This is a genomic window from Terracoccus sp. 273MFTsu3.1, from assembly GCF_000383675.1.
In the GTDB taxonomy this organism is placed as follows: Bacteria; Actinomycetota; Actinomycetes; order Actinomycetales; family Dermatophilaceae; genus Terrabacter.
This window is the reverse complement of sequence record NZ_KB911824.1, coordinates 96441-109779: the sequence shown is the minus strand read 5'-3', so window position 1 is coordinate 109779 and position 13339 is coordinate 96441. Positions and strand designations below refer to the sequence as shown.

General features: G+C 69.3%; 12 protein-coding genes and 3 tRNA genes. 7 read left to right on the top strand and 8 right to left on the bottom strand.

Annotated features, from left to right (window positions below; translation table 11 throughout):
* Positions 1 to 64: 64 nt before the first annotated feature.
* The 5 genes from H283_RS0115650 to H283_RS0115630 form a co-directional block, all read right to left on the bottom strand.
* Complete coding sequence (locus H283_RS0115650) at positions 65 to 1777, bottom strand: GTPase (RefSeq protein ID WP_028785637.1); 1713 nt, start codon at positions 1775 to 1777, stop codon at positions 65 to 67.
* Positions 1774 to 3483, bottom strand: coding sequence for a dynamin family protein (locus H283_RS0115645; RefSeq protein WP_156023235.1), 1710 nt, complete (start codon positions 3481 to 3483; stop codon positions 1774 to 1776). The genes H283_RS0115650 and H283_RS0115645 overlap by 4 nt, the downstream gene beginning before the upstream one ends.
* Before the next feature lie 133 nt (positions 3484 to 3616).
* Entirely contained in the window at positions 3617 to 5326 is a 1710-nt protein-coding gene (locus H283_RS0115640; RefSeq protein WP_020144467.1) for a SulP family inorganic anion transporter, read from the bottom strand.
* A gap of 132 nt (positions 5327 to 5458) precedes the next feature.
* Positions 5459 to 5531: transfer RNA gene (locus tag H283_RS0115635), tRNA-Arg, on the bottom strand.
* A gap of 56 nt (positions 5532 to 5587) precedes the next feature.
* Complete coding sequence (locus H283_RS0115630) at positions 5588 to 6778, bottom strand: PrsW family intramembrane metalloprotease (RefSeq protein ID WP_231372295.1); 1191 nt, start codon at positions 6776 to 6778, stop codon at positions 5588 to 5590.
* 69 nt (positions 6779 to 6847) lie between these two features.
* On the opposite strand from H283_RS0115630, the gene orn reads away from it, so the two are divergent.
* The 4 genes from orn (at position 6848) to H283_RS0115610 (ending at position 9669) form a co-directional block, all read left to right on the top strand.
* A complete protein-coding gene (gene orn / locus H283_RS0115625; RefSeq protein WP_020144465.1) occupies positions 6848 to 7471 on the top strand; it encodes an oligoribonuclease in 624 nt (207 codons plus the stop codon).
* Positions 7472 to 7617: 146 nt separating this feature from the next.
* Positions 7618 to 7693 (top strand) — tRNA-His (locus tag H283_RS0115620).
* Between the two features lie 269 nt (positions 7694 to 7962).
* A complete protein-coding gene (locus tag H283_RS0115615; protein ID WP_156023234.1) occupies positions 7963 to 8616 on the top strand; it encodes a hypothetical protein in 654 nt (217 codons plus the stop codon).
* An 18-nt stretch (positions 8617 to 8634) separates the two neighbouring features.
* The gene (locus H283_RS0115610) at positions 8635 to 9669 is read left to right on the top strand and encodes an XRE family transcriptional regulator (protein WP_020144463.1); all 1035 of its coding nucleotides are present in this window, start codon (positions 8635 to 8637) and stop codon (positions 9667 to 9669) included.
* Here the strand turns inward: H283_RS0115610 and H283_RS27815 are convergent.
* A complete protein-coding gene (locus tag H283_RS27815; protein WP_156023233.1) occupies positions 9653 to 10060 on the bottom strand; it encodes a hypothetical protein in 408 nt (135 codons plus the stop codon). The two genes, H283_RS0115610 and H283_RS27815, sit on opposite strands and share 17 nt — an antisense overlap.
* Before the next feature lie 50 nt (positions 10061 to 10110).
* The gene (locus H283_RS28700; RefSeq protein WP_081633898.1) at positions 10111 to 10446 is read right to left on the bottom strand and encodes a helix-turn-helix transcriptional regulator; all 336 of its coding nucleotides are present in this window, start codon (positions 10444 to 10446) and stop codon (positions 10111 to 10113) included.
* A 176-nt stretch (positions 10447 to 10622) separates the two neighbouring features.
* Here H283_RS28700 and H283_RS28695 point away from each other — a divergent pair, with 176 nt between their 5' ends.
* Both H283_RS28695 and H283_RS0115595 read left to right on the top strand, forming a co-directional pair.
* A complete protein-coding gene (locus H283_RS28695; protein ID WP_020144461.1) occupies positions 10623 to 10862 on the top strand; it encodes a helix-turn-helix domain-containing protein in 240 nt (79 codons plus the stop codon).
* 290 nt (positions 10863 to 11152) lie between these two features.
* On the top strand, positions 11153 to 12325 hold the full coding sequence (locus H283_RS0115595; RefSeq protein ID WP_020144460.1) for a glutamate--cysteine ligase: 1173 nt from the start codon (positions 11153 to 11155) through the stop codon (positions 12323 to 12325).
* 35 nt (positions 12326 to 12360) lie between these two features.
* Here H283_RS0115595 and H283_RS25380 read toward each other — a convergent pair whose 3' ends face one another.
* The gene (locus H283_RS25380; RefSeq protein WP_231372308.1) at positions 12361 to 12780 is read right to left on the bottom strand and encodes a DUF5994 family protein; all 420 of its coding nucleotides are present in this window, start codon (positions 12778 to 12780) and stop codon (positions 12361 to 12363) included.
* Between the two features lie 437 nt (positions 12781 to 13217).
* Here H283_RS25380 and H283_RS0115575 point away from each other — a divergent pair.
* Positions 13218 to 13290: transfer RNA gene (locus H283_RS0115575), tRNA-Lys, on the top strand.
* Positions 13291 to 13339 lie beyond the last annotated feature (49 nt).

Genomic DNA, 13339 nt, shown 5'->3' with positions numbered 1-13339 from the left:
GCCGCCTGTGGACAGCAGGGCACCGGCCGGCGGGGATGTGGACGGAGCAGTGCCCTGGCGCGCGTCAGCCGGCCGCGGCCTCGAGGTGCTCCCGGGTCTCGCGGTGACGCAGCAGGACCTCGTCGACGGGGATGAGGATGTGCTCGTCGGCCACCGCCGCGACGGACTCGGTCAGCCGCTTGCCGACGACGGACCGCCGGTGCCTGGCACCGACGCGCGCCCACCACCGGGACAGGATCCCGAGCCCGACACCGATGAGCACGCCGACGACGAGCATGACGAGCGGGAGCGGCAGGATGCCGACAGCGGGGGTCTCGGGGCGCGGGAGCTGCAGCAGCGCGAAGACCCACAGCACGGCATACCAGATGAGTCCGGCGAGGGCGACGAGTCCCAGCACCCACTGGAGGATGTTGACGACGAACCACCAGACGGGGCGGCGCGCGCGCAGGGACGTGCCGATGACCGCACGGTCGAGGGAGTCGCTCATTCCGCCGTCGCCGCCGTCGACGGCGTCCTCGACGGCCTGGGCCCAGCGGACCGGCAGCCCTTCGGTCGCGTCGCGCACGAAGCTGCGCGTCGCGAGGTCGACCGCGGAGACGGTCGACACGGTCGGGGCCGGGATCGACGACCGACCGAGCACGGCCCGCACGTCGGCGCCGTCGATCTCGACGGGGATCGGCGGCCGACCACCGGTGCGGTCGAGACGGAGACGTCGGAGCGGGTCCGAGGCGAAGCCCTTCGTCCACCGGGCGAAGAGCCAGCCGGTGTGCGCGAACGCCTCGCGACGGTAGTCGCGCGCGACGGCGTCGAGGACGATGGGGACACCGGCCGCGCGAGCCAGCGAGGCGTCGAGGGCCTCGCGAGGGACCCGTCCCACATCCGCCTCGGAGTCGGCGACCCCGGGACGCAGCTTCGTCGCGGCACCGACGACATCGGCCTTGAGCCGCTGACGCGAAGCGGCATGTCCGGCAACGGCATTCGCCAGTCGCTGCTTGAGCTCGGGGATCCCCTGACCGGTCAGGGCGGAGGTCGCAAGCACCTTGGCGTCGGCGACTCCGTCGGCCACGAGGAGCTTCGTCAGGTCCTGCGTGAGGACCGTGACAGTCTCGGCGGTGAGGCGGTCGGCCTGGTTGAGCACGCCGAGGGTGACGGCGTCGTGGTGTGACAGGAGGCTCACGAACTCGTCGTGCAGTCGGGCGTCGGCGTACTTCTGCGGGTCGGTCACCCAGACGAAGACGTCGACGAGCTCGAGGACGCGCTCGGCCTCACGTCGGTGCTCGAGCTCGCGGGAGTCGAAGTCGGGCAGGTCGAGGAGCACGAGCCCGTCGAGGGAACCCGCCACCTGGACGGCACCCGCACCGAACCCCACACCGGGCCCCTGCCCCTCACCGGCGGCCGGGTCGACGACGTGACGGGAGGCCACGCCCAGCCAGTCGAGCAGCTCGGACGCGTCGGCGTCGCCCCAGAGCCCGGCCGTCGGCCGGGACGTCGTCGGGCGTCGGGCACCGATCGTGGCGACGTCGGCGCCGACGAGGGCGTTGAAGAGCGAGGACTTGCCGCTGCCCGTCGCCCCGGCGAGCGCGACCACCGTGTGATCACCGGCGATGCCGGAACGCTCGACGGCCCGGTCGACGACCCGTCGCGCGAGCTCGACGCCCGAGGGGTCGAGCTCGTCGGCGCCCGACACGAGCGCCATCGACAGCTCGGTCGTGCGCGTGCCCAGCTCAGCCGCCGAGACCGTCGCCACCCGGGCGCGGCCCATCCTGATCGGGCTCATCGCGCAGCCTTGACCGCTGCTGCGGCCGCGGTCAGGTGCTCGGTCTGGTCGGTGTCGACGTGCAACGTCGTGACAGCTCCTTCGTAACGGGCGAGCTCGGCGGCATACAACGTGTCGACGCGCGCGGTCAGCTGCTCGCGGGCCTGGCGCGCGAGCTCTCGGACGGCCTGGTCGCCGAAGACGGCCTCGAGCAGCTTCTGGCCGACGAGGGCCGTGCCGCCCGCGATGCCGACCTCGGCGCCCGTGATCCCAGCCGTGCTCGCGAAGGTCACGAGCATGAGGACCACGCCGAGACCGTTGACGCCGTAGGCCATGATCCGGGCCGTCGTGCGGCGGTCGCGACCCTCGTCACGGACCATCTGGAGGATGTCGCCCTGCCAGTCGCGGACGAGGCGCTGGATCCGCTTGTCGACGTCGGTGCCGGACCGCGCCAGGGTCGGGTCGGCGGTGAGCAGCTGGTCACCACCGGGCAGGGTGCGCCACGAGCGCGCGATGGCGCCGGCCGCGAGCTCGGCGCGGTTGACGACGAGGGACTCGACGCCCGACTGGAGCGCCTCGCCGAGGTGGTCGGCCCGGGCCGGCTCGCCCTTGAGGAACGACGTGAACCGGTCGCGCACCCTCGAGACGGTCGACTCGACCTGCCGGAAGAACTCTCCGGTGCCGACGAACTCCTGCCACCGAGCGAGCACCTCGCCGCGGAGCAGCGTGCCGTCGAGCATGCCCTCGTGGACCTGCGCCCTGGCCTCGTCGTAGGCCGCTGCGGCCGCGTCGACGAGCGCCCGCCCCGCCGCGGTCTGGTCCTCGGAGGCGGCCACGAGCGACCGGGTGCGGGTGTCGAGCGAGACGAGCGCGCCCTGGAGCGTCTGGCGCACGACGTCGGCGCGAGCCTGCGCATCACCGGCGAGAGCCGCGAGCCAGCCCCGCAGGCGTTCGGTCTGGTCGGCGGGCAGCAGGCCGTCGACGAGCTCGGACTCGACGACCGTGAAGATCGGCGCCTGGTCGAGCCCCTGCTCGCGCAGCATCGACGCGAAGTGCGTGCGGATCTCGTCGACGGCGCCCGCAGGCACGCGGTCGAGGACGACGGCGACGGCGGTGCCACGCTCGGAGGCCTCGCGCAGCAGCTCCCAGGGGACGGCGTCGGCGTAGCGGGCGGCCGTCGTGACGAAGACCCAGAGGTCGGCCGCGGCGAGCAGCTGCGTCGCCAGGTCTCGGTTGGCCTCGACGACGCTGTCTATGTCGGGCGCGTCGAGCAGGGCCAGCCCGGCGGCGACCTCGTCCGTCGAGACGAGGCGCACCGCGCCCGGGCCGTCCGACGACGAGTGGCGACCGGTGATGCGGGCCAGGGTCGGCAGGATGCGCGGACCCGAGAACCACGCGGCGTCGGATGGGTGGTGGATGAGCACCGGCGAGCGGGTGGTCGGCCGCAGGACGCCGGGCAGGGTCACCTCGCGCCCGACGACCGAGTTGACGAGCGTCGACTTGCCGGCGCCGGTCGAGCCGCCGACGACAGCGAGGAGCGGGGCGTCGAGCGAGGTCAGGCGCGGGATGACGTAGTCGTCGAGCTGGTCGAGCAGCCGGGTGCGCGCGAGGCGCGCGGCCGGCGCAGACGAGAGGTCGAGGGGCAGGGAGGCGTCGGCAACGGCAGACCGAAGTGCCTGAACGCTCGCGAGGAGACGGGCATTGCCCACCCCTGAATCACCTGCCACGCCCGTATCCTTCCGTGTCGCACTGGCACAACCAAACTGAAAGGCGGCGCGCCCCTACGACATACCCCGAGTCGTGACCTGAGAGTGCCACGCGGGCACCGGATCCGCCCGACGGACACGGGCGTCCGGCCGCTCACTCGTCCGGCTGACCAGCCCGTTCCCGGCGCTCGGCCGCCACGGCCCGGGCGACGTTGCCGTGGACGTGGTCGGCACCGAGACGCTCCATGACGCCGTCGAGCTCGAGCGTCGACCGCACCGCCGCCTTGAGCCTGGCCAGCCGCAGGACGACTCCGGAGTCCTCCGCGAGGTCGAGCACGTCAGCCATCTTGGCCGACCCCTGGGAGTCGACGAAGTCGATGCCGCCACAGTCCAGCACGATCGCCTTGACCGCCGGGTCCTCGTGGATGACCTCACGGACGCGGTCCTCGAGGGCGTCCGACGTGGCGAAGAACAGCCCGCCGTCCATCCGGATCACCACGATGCCGGGGACGGTCTCACCGTCGGGGTGGTCGGCGAGGTCGCGGAAGACGTCCGTGCCCGGCTCGCGTGCGAGCGTCGGGATGTACGGACGGGTGGAGACCTTGATGAGCCAGAAGATCGACAGCGCCACACCGATCATGACGCCGGCCAGCACGCCGAAGACGAGCGCGCCGAGCAGGGCCGCGACGGCCACCGCGAAGTCGAAGCGCTTGACGCGCAAGAGGCGTCGCATCTCCGGAAGATCCATCATCCCCATGACGACGGCCTCGATGATGATGGCGGCCAGCACGGGCGTGGGCAGGTCGGAGAAGAGGGGCGCCAGCAGCAGCAGCGTCAGGAGGACGGCGAATCCCGTGGTGAGCGAGGCCAGCCCCGACCTGGCCCCGGAGTGGTCGTTGAGCGAGCTCGCCGACAGGCTGGTCGAGACGGGCATCCCCTGGAGGACGCCCGAACCGGCGTTGGCGAACCCCTGCGCGACCGACTCCTGGTCGATGTCGATCTGGTAGCGGTGCTTGGCGGCGAAGGCGCGTGCGTCGCCGGCGGTCTGCGAGAAGCCGATCAGCACCAGGGCGAAGGCCGCCACGGCCCCGACGCCGACGTGGTCCCACATCAGCTGCATGTCGGGCAGGACGACCGTCGGCAGACCTCTCGGTACGTCTCCGACGAGCGCGACGCCGTGGTCACCGAGACCCAGCAGCCACGAGGCGAGCAGACCGCCGACCACCAGGACGAGCGCACCCGGAACCTTCGGCGCGACGACGCGCAGACCGAAGACGACGGCCAGCGAGATGAGGCCCACCACCACCGTCGTGCCGTGCGCGTCGCCGAGCGTCGTGAACCACGAACGCAGCTCCTGGAGCGGGTTGTTCCCCGACACCTTCGTGCCGGTGAGCTTGGGCAGCTCGCCGATGACGACGTCGATCGCGGCCCCGAAGAGGAAACCGGTGACGACGGCACGGGAAAGGAACTGGGCGATCCACCCCATCTTCAGCACCGCGACGAGCAGGTAGAGGACCCCGGACGCGAGGGTGATTCCAGCGACGAACGACGCGACGGCCTTCTCGTCGACGATGCCGGCCGCGAGGACGGCGCTCGCCGCGACGGCCGCGAGTCCCGAGCTCGGCCCGACCGAGATCTGCCGGCTCGTCCCGAAGACGGCGTAGAGGATCGCCCCGGCGGCGGCCGCGTAGAGGCCGTTCTGCACCGGAATCCCTGCGATGCCGGCATACCCGAGGTTCTTCGGGACGACGAGCGCGAGCACGGTGATGCCGGCGATGAGGTCTCCCCTGAGCCAGCTGCGGTCGTACGAGCGCAGCCAGCCGATGATGGGGATCCTGCCGACTCCAGAGGTTCGATCCGACATGAGCGCGCCGCCCTCCCGTCAGGCGCGCGGGCGGCACCGGGGGCGGTGCGATCCCTCACGCGCCGGCTGACGCCTCCCAGCATCGCAGCCGCGGAAGGAGCGCGCCGGGGATTCCGGCAGGCCACGGCACGGTGCCCCCGGCAGGACTCGAACCTGCGACCAAGAGATTAGAAGGCTCTTGCTCTATCCGCTGAGCTACAGGGGCGGGTCGCCCGATCCGGGCGCCGTCCAATGATAGGCACCGCGGACCGGCAGGCCCGCTCAGGTCACGGGCGAGCCGACGAAGTCACGACGGTGCGACGTGATCGCCTCGAGCAGCACCATCTCGCGCTCGGACGCGCCGTCCTCGGCGGTGCCGTGGACGAGCCGCGAGCGCAGCAGCGCCAGGTCGCTCGCGCTGTCATGGAAGGCGTCCATCGACCTCTTCGCAGCGCGACCGCCGTTCTGTCGGGCCCAGGCACGCGCCGCACGACGCAGCCGGAGGTGGGAGAGCATCGTGACCTCCGCGTGCGTGAGCCAGCCGGCGTCGGCGTACGGGGAGAGGTAGCGACCGATGAGCCGGCCCTCCCGGCGCCGCAGCCAGAGCAGGAAGCCGATGAAGGCGAGGAAGAGCGGCACCTGGTAGGAGACGTAGGCCGCGAAGAAGCCGTCCATCCCGGCGAGCGCCGAGAGGTTCCATAGGCCGTGGAGCAGCATGGCGCAGATCCACCCGGCGAGGATCGAGACGACGCGGACGGCCGGACGTCGGGCAGACACGGCGATGCCGATCCCGATGCCCGTCAGCGACGTGAAGAGCGGGTGGCCGAACGGACCCATGAGCCCACGGACGAGGAAGGTCGACGTCAGGCCCTCACCGCCGTATTCGTTGTAGGCCTGCCCGAGGTAGAGGATGTTCTCGCTGAAGGCGAAGCCCGCCCCGATGAGCCCGGCGTAGACGATGCCGTCGATGATGCCGTCGAACTCGCGCCGACGGAACAGGTAGATGAGCAGGATGCCCAGGCCCTTGAGCGTCTCCTCGGTGACCGGGGCGAGGTAGACGGCCCCCGTCTCGAGCGGGTCGGTCCAGCGCGCCTCGAGCAGCATCTTGAGGCCGAAGGTGTTGAGGAAGAAGGCACCGACGACGGCGACGAGCGCCCCCCAGAGGAAGGCGAAGACGATGTAGCGCGCCGGCTCCGCCTCGTAGCGGTCGAGCCAGAGGAAGGTCGGCACGATGACGAGCACCGGGATGATCGCCATGAGCGCCGACGTGACGATCGTCTGGGTCGTGAGCCGCTCGCCCAGGATGCCGAGCAGGATGAGCAGGCAGACGAGGAAGACCGACGCCGCGACGCCGATGGTGAGCGCGGTGCGCAGCATCGGTCGCCGGGTCGGGTTGCGCGCCGGGCTCCATTGCTGCGCCTGCCCGCCCGGGCTCGCGCCGGTCCCCTGCGTCGTCACGTCCCCTGAGGTCATGAGGGCAGGCTAGTGCAGCCCTGTGGCCGCCGAGCGGGGCTCGACCCCGTCAGCCTCTATGGTGGACCGGTGAGCGACACCAACCACCGAGCCATCGCCGACCGGATCATCTGGATCGACTGCGAGATGACGGGCCTGTCCCTGAAGTCCGACGCCCTCGTGGAAGTGGCCGCCCTCGTCACGGACTTCGAGCTCAACCAGCTCGGCGACGGCATCGACGTCGTCGTCAAGCCGCCGGACGAGGCCCTCGAGCAGATGGACGACTTCGTCCGCGACATGCACACCAGCTCGGGCCTCATCACCGAGCTCGACTCCGGGGTGACGCTCCAGGAGGCCGAGCACATCGTCCTCGACTACGTGCGCACCTTCGTCCCGGAGCCCCGCAAGGCCCCGCTCGGCGGCAACACCGTCGCCACCGACCGAGGCTTCCTGTCGCGCGACATGCCGGTGCTCGAGTCCTACCTGCACTACCGCATCATCGACGTCAGCTCGATCAAGGAGCTCTCGCGTCGCTGGTACCCCCGGGTCTACTTCAACGCGCCGAAGAAGTCCGGTGGGCACCGTGCCCTCGCCGACATCCGTGAGTCGATCGCGGAGCTGCGCTACTACCGCGAGGCGGTCTTCGTGCCGCAGCCGGGCCCGGACAGCGCCACGGCGAAGGCGCTCGCGTCGCCGCACGTCATCGACCACTGAGCCCTGCCGGGCAGCCCTTCGGGCGATGGCGTATGCCGTCGACCGCGCCGTCGACGGGGTGGTCACGAGCACCGCACGAGAACATGTAGCATTGTCGACGCCGTGACACGGTGCCGAGCCCCCGGGCCCGGCTCGTGTTGTGCATGGTGGGTGTAGCTCAGCTGGTAGAGCACCTGGTTGTGGTCCAGGTGGCCGCGGGTTCAAGTCCCGTCACTCACCCCATGAGAACGCCTCTGACCTGCGGAAACGCGGGTCAGAGGCGTTTTTTGATGTTCCCAAGGTGTTCCCACGGACACCTTGGGCGTACGGGACCAAGTCCCGTCACTCGGATGGACAGAAGCCCGCTCGCTTGCCGTTTTCTTCAACGGCTCTGCTGCGCTGACGGCCATGCGATCCACCCCCAGACGGACCAGCCGCCGCGACACGCCGCGGTTGCGCGTTTCGCGACCACAAACGTGGTAGCGTTTCGAGCAACAACCGGGAGGGGAATGATGACTGCCGCCAATGCTTCACCGCAGGGAGCCAACGACGAGGGCCGCTTGAAGGCCTTCGGCTTGTCGAGCGAGCTTCTCCACGCAGGATTGCGCGCAGGGGCGTCGCGCGCAGCGAACCGCAGCGCGCTTGCCCTGCGGTCTTCAGCGGGAACCGACATCTACCACGACGGCATGGAGCAGTTCGCTCAGCTTCTCCATGCCGACGGTTGGCGCCTGAGGTCAGTTGATCAGCAGCCGCGACTCCTTCACCCCCAGGGACTTGTCGCCTTCGCCATCTCCTCTGGAGTCAACGTGGGAAAGTCCACGATGCGCATGCCGCGCACGAAGCGCAAAGGACTGGCGACCCGAAAGGCGCTCGCAACCCCGCCCCGCCCGGCCTCGCTGTTCGACTTCAACGACGCCGCGCATGAAGGGCAGATGTCGGGCGCGGCCTCGGACGCACCCCTCTACTTCCTTCTCTGCGAGCGTATTCACCATGGCAACGGGCTGCTCCTTGAGTTCTCAAGGCCTGCTCAAATGACCTGGGGTGGAAGCGTCACCGAATGGGCGGACCGCATCGCGGTCGAGCACTTGGATCTCGATGGAGATCTTTCAGTGTTCGATAATCCCGACGGCGACGACGCTTTCGAAGTCCAGGTCGAACCACGCTGAAAGCAGCTGAGCCTCCACATGTTCAACCCGTCTCGACTCAGACTGGCCCGCCTGCGGCTGGGCCTTACCATCACCAAACTTGCCGAGACCAGCGGCGTGTCGTTGCGCTCGCTCACCGAGTACGAAAACGGCAAACGGGAGCCGAGCGAGGAGAACCTGACCCGCCTCGCTGGCGCACTGTTCGTAGCGCCTCACTTTTTCGAGCGGGAGGCGATTGACCCCGTCCCCGTGGAAGCCGCGAGCTTCCGCAAGTTGAGCAAGGCCACGGCAACTCGACGTGGGGCTGTGCTTGCGACAGCGGCGCTCACGATAGAGTTCTTCAAGACGATTGAGAACCGTTTTCGACTACCCGATCCAAGCATCCCTTCTTTCGACAAGCTTTCCCCAGAGCAGGCCGCCGACTTGGTGCGGCGCCAATGGAACCTGGGCGATCGTCCGATCTCCAGCATGGTCCACCTTTTGGAGTCCAAGGGTGTCCGCTTGGCCTCGCTGAACCACGAATACAGCGATATCGACGCCTTCTGCTTCATCCAGGACGGTGTCCCATATGTGTTTCTCAATACGTCGAAGTCCGGTGAGCGCCAACGGTTCGATGCTGCTCATGAACTGGGCCACCTTGTCCTGCACGGTCACCTAGAGATGGTCCCGGCCACCTCAAAGTCACGTGAGGCAGAAGCCAACGCCTTCGCTGCAAACTTTCTGATGCCCCGAAGTGCCGTGCTCGCTCAGTCCATGAATGGTGCCGGCATCGATCGCATCCTTGCCGCCCGGTCCTATTGGCGGACCTCAGCCATGGCTATGACGCACCGCCTGCGCGAACTGCAGCTGCTAAGTGATTGGCAGTACAGGTCGACTTGCATCACGCTGTCAGACCGCGGGTATAGGAGATCAGAGCCGGACGGGATCATGCCCGAGACTTCGCAGCTACTGCGCAAGGTGATGTATGGCTCGCAGTCACGGGTGAGCGCGAAGGATGCGGCAACTGCACTGGATATCCATCCAGGCGAGATTCGAGAGTACGTCCGTCATCTTGTGCCTATAAGTGCGGCTTAGCGTCACCGGCCTGCACCTCGAGGAAGTCGCCCTGGCCCTCGTCGTAGATCATGCGACGCGCTGCGGGCTGGGCCAGCGACCACTGGATCGCCTCGTCATGGGTCATGCCTTCGGGACCCTCCAGATGTCGGACCACGGGGGAACCCTCATCCGCATGCGCCCAGCTGGCGAACCAGTAACCCTCTACTGGCGTGATCCAGACCGTGCCCGTGCCTGGCGCTGGCGGGGTCCCGTCGAGCGCGTCCACTTGCCCAAGTTCCTTGGGCGTTGGTGGCACCCAGTCGCCACCTTCCTCAGTGGGGACTGTGCGCAGGTCCCGCACTACACCGTTGATGTTGACCACGACCGCGTCGTCTGGGAGCCCATAGTCACGTGGGTTGGGGATGGTCATGCTCCCCATGATGTACCCACACCGGCCATCAGCGGCGAGTGTTGGGGACCCTAGCGACTGGTCCCTAGTCGCCCTGCGAGTTCGGCCAGAAGCTGTTGGTTCGTCGCTTCCGCGAGAAGGGGCCCCTTACCACTGGCAGGAGCGTCACCCTCTACGCGGCTGCCCCGCTCTAGGTAGATCTGACGGGCTGTACCCGGACTCCAGCCCAACCCTGTATCCAATCGGCGGAGGGTGCGTTCCGCCAGACTCGATGGGCTGGCCGATTCGATTTTGGACAACGTGGTGTCGGACGGCCCCCCGCGCTCGGCCACGTCCGACTGGGTCCACCCCATCGAGGCTCGCCGGCTTCGCACGGCGTCTGCGAGAGCCTGAGGTGAGCCGGTCATGCAGCCGTCCTGTCATTTCGTGGTGAGCACGTGGACCGTAGCGGGGGTGGCTAGCGTGCGTCCCGATAGCAGGGGCGCGCCTTCCCGATTGGCTTGTTTTTGCCGACTATTTGGCTCACTCTTGGTCCAGGCGACGCAGGCAACGTTGACGGATCGACGAGAGGGCAGGGGGCGCGATGAAACCGCTCATGACCGTCGCGGAGGTCGCGGAAGTGTTGGGCCTGACCCGAGCGACGGTCTGGCGCATGTGTCGTCAGCGACGGATTCCCCACCACGTGTTCGGGCGTGACATCCGATTCTCGGAGGCGGACTTGTTGGCGATCCTGCAGGAATCGCGCGTCGATCCGGAGACGACGATTGACGCCCTCCCCGTACCCATCCGGGCCCGACGACGGCCAGTCGACGATGTTCCCTGAGGGAACATCGACACCCAACTCAACAGCAGTCCACGCATGAGAGACGCACAGATGGTTGAGCGTGGAGCGTGAATCGGTCGGGTTCAAGTCCCGTCACTCACCCCAACGGTCCTGCTCGTCAGGACGAACGCATGGCCTGGCTCCCCGAGGGGAGCCGGGCCGTGCTGCATCTCGGGCCGGTCCCGGACCGAGGCAGTCCGGCCCGGCTAGGCTCGAGACAGCCGCTCATACCGGCCCGCAGCCCGCAACGCTGCTCTGCGGTCGCTTCCCCGACGACCCCGAGGTGACCCATGAACGACCCGAGCCCGCCGTCGGTGGACGCGCGGTTCTCGCCATCTGCCGGTCAGACCCTGGGCGTCGAGTGGGAGATCGGTCTGCTCGACCCGGCCACGCTCGACCTCACCTCGCGCGCCGTCGAGCTGCTCGGCCTCGCCAACGGACCCGAGGACACCGGTCACGCCCGACCGACGAAGTCCCGGTCGACCGTGACGCAGGAGCTGCTGCGCAACACCGTCGAGATCGTCACCGGCATCTGCGCGAACGCCGAGGAGGCGGCCGCGGACCTCGCCGACGGCCTCGGGCGCGTCCAGCGCGCGGCCTCGGAGCTCGACGTCCTGCTCTACGGCGGTGGCGCGCACCCCTTCGCCCGATGGGAAGACCAGCAGGTCACCGAGGGCCAGCGCTACGCCACCCTCATCGACCGCACCCAGTGGTGGGGTCGCCAGATGGTGATCTTCGGTGTCCACGTCCACGTCGGCGTCCGCTCCGCCGCGAAGGTGTGGCCCCTCGTCAACGCCCTGCTGACCTACCACCCCCATCTCACGGCCCTCTCGGCGTCGTCCCCCTACGGCTCGGGGGCGGACACCGGCTACGCGAGCAACCGCACGATGCTCTTCCAGCAGCTGCCCACGGCCGGCCTGCCCTTCCAGTTCGAGACGTGGGCCCAGTACCGCGCCTACCTCCACGACGTCTTCACGACCGGGGTCGTCACCGACGCGAGCGAGCTGCGCTGGGACGTACGGCCGTCATTGCGCCTCGGCACCATCGAGGTCCGGGCCTGCGACGGCTTCTCGCGGCCGCAGGACGTCGCCGCCGTCGCCGCGCTCATCCACTGCCTCGTCGCCCACCTCGAGCACCAGCTCGACGAGGGCGTCCTCGCGCGCCCGCTGCCCCCGTGGCACGTGCAGGAGAACAAGTGGCGGGCAGCCCGCTACGGGCTCGACGCGATCATCATCCGCGACGCCGACAACACCGAGGTCCACGTCGTCGACGACATCCACGACCTCCTCGAGCAGCTGCAGCCCGCCGCGCGGCGCCTCGCCTGCACCCGTGAGCTCGCAGGGATCGAGGACATCCTGCGTGACGGGGCCGGCTACCAGCGAATGCGCGCTGCCGTCACCGGCGACGGCAGCGGCGACCTGAGGGCGGCGGTACGCGCCATGCTCGTCTCGGACGGCCGCTGACGTCCTGCGGACCGCCGGGATGGCGCCCGCGCCCGCTACTGCCCTGCCGTCGCCAGCGCCGAGCGGGCGGTCTCGTCATCGGTGTCGGGCGGCAGGACCGTGAGCACGAGCCGTCCGTAGTTGCTGAGGGACAGCAGGACGTGGTCGGGGAAGCGACTGTGCTCGAACCAGCCGAGGTGCGTGATCCCGATCGGGCTGCGCACCGTGCGAGGCCCGTCCTCCCACCCGGCACGCTCGTAGCCGAACCGGGCGATCCGAGCGCGAGTGCGGTCGTGGACGGCGACGTCGAGCAGGGGCACCTCGACGCGTAGGTCGCCCGACCTCGGCCACCACACGCCGTCGGAGGCGCTCACCCCCGGACGGGGCGACAGGGCGAGGCGACTCGTGAGGTCCAGGGGCGGCCCGGCGGCGAGGGCCTCCGGCTGGGAGGGGGCGCTGGGCGGGGACAGGGGCATGGCGTTCACGGTGGCTCCTCCGGGAGCATGGCGAGGTGGGTGACCGCGGCTCGCTCGTCACTTCCTGCCCTGGAGGACCGACGCCGCGCAAGGGTCGGGTCCTCTGCTGCCGACGGGCACCCTGACCGGGTGACCCTGTCTCGACCTCAGCGTACGCCCGTGGCGACGCACCGGCCCCTCGGCGGCATACCGCACAATGGGGTCATGCTCATGGGGAACAAGAAGGCCCAGCGGATCACGGTCGGTGTCATCATCGGCGTCATCGTCGTCAGCCTCGCGCTGTCACTCATCTCGACGGCGAGCGCGACCCCGTAGTCACGCGAATCCGCCCGCAGCACCGGGTCGCCCGGGCCCTGCGAGGGTCCTGACGGGCAGCTCGGGACACCCCAGGCCGATTTTGTCCCGGCACGGGACGGCTGCTAACGTTTCCCCTCGTTGCGCCGCTAGCTCAATTGGCAGAGCAAGTGACTCTTAATCACTGGGTTCGGGGTTCGAGTCCCTGGCGGCGCACTTCAAGACCCCCGTTCGGAGCGATCCGGACGGGGGTCTTCCCCTTGTC

Bases quoted from the DNA above. Each gene is read 5' to 3' on its own strand.
- H283_RS0115610 (WP_020144463.1), top strand. From the start codon at position 8,635: ATGTTCAACCCGTCTCGACTCAGACTGGCCCGCCTGCGGCTGGGCCTT.
- H283_RS0115595 (WP_020144460.1), top strand. From the start codon at position 11,153: ATGAACGACCCGAGCCCGCCGTCGGTGGACGCGCGGTTCTCGCCATCT.
- H283_RS0115615 (WP_156023234.1), top strand. From the start codon at position 7,963: ATGACTGCCGCCAATGCTTCACCGCAGGGAGCCAACGACGAGGGCCGC.
- H283_RS27815 (WP_156023233.1), bottom strand. From the start codon at position 10,060: ATGACCATCCCCAACCCACGTGACTATGGGCTCCCAGACGACGCGGTC.
- H283_RS28695 (WP_020144461.1), top strand. From the start codon at position 10,623: ATGAAACCGCTCATGACCGTCGCGGAGGTCGCGGAAGTGTTGGGCCTG.
- H283_RS25380 (WP_231372308.1), bottom strand. From the start codon at position 12,780: ATGCCCCTGTCCCCGCCCAGCGCCCCCTCCCAGCCGGAGGCCCTCGCC.
- H283_RS28700 (WP_081633898.1), bottom strand. From the start codon at position 10,446: ATGACCGGCTCACCTCAGGCTCTCGCAGACGCCGTGCGAAGCCGGCGA.
- H283_RS0115640 (WP_020144467.1), bottom strand. From the start codon at position 5,326: ATGTCGGATCGAACCTCTGGAGTCGGCAGGATCCCCATCATCGGCTGG.
- H283_RS0115650 (WP_028785637.1), bottom strand. From the start codon at position 1,777: ATGAGCCCGATCAGGATGGGCCGCGCCCGGGTGGCGACGGTCTCGGCG.
- H283_RS0115630 (WP_231372295.1), bottom strand. From the start codon at position 6,778: ATGACCTCAGGGGACGTGACGACGCAGGGGACCGGCGCGAGCCCGGGC.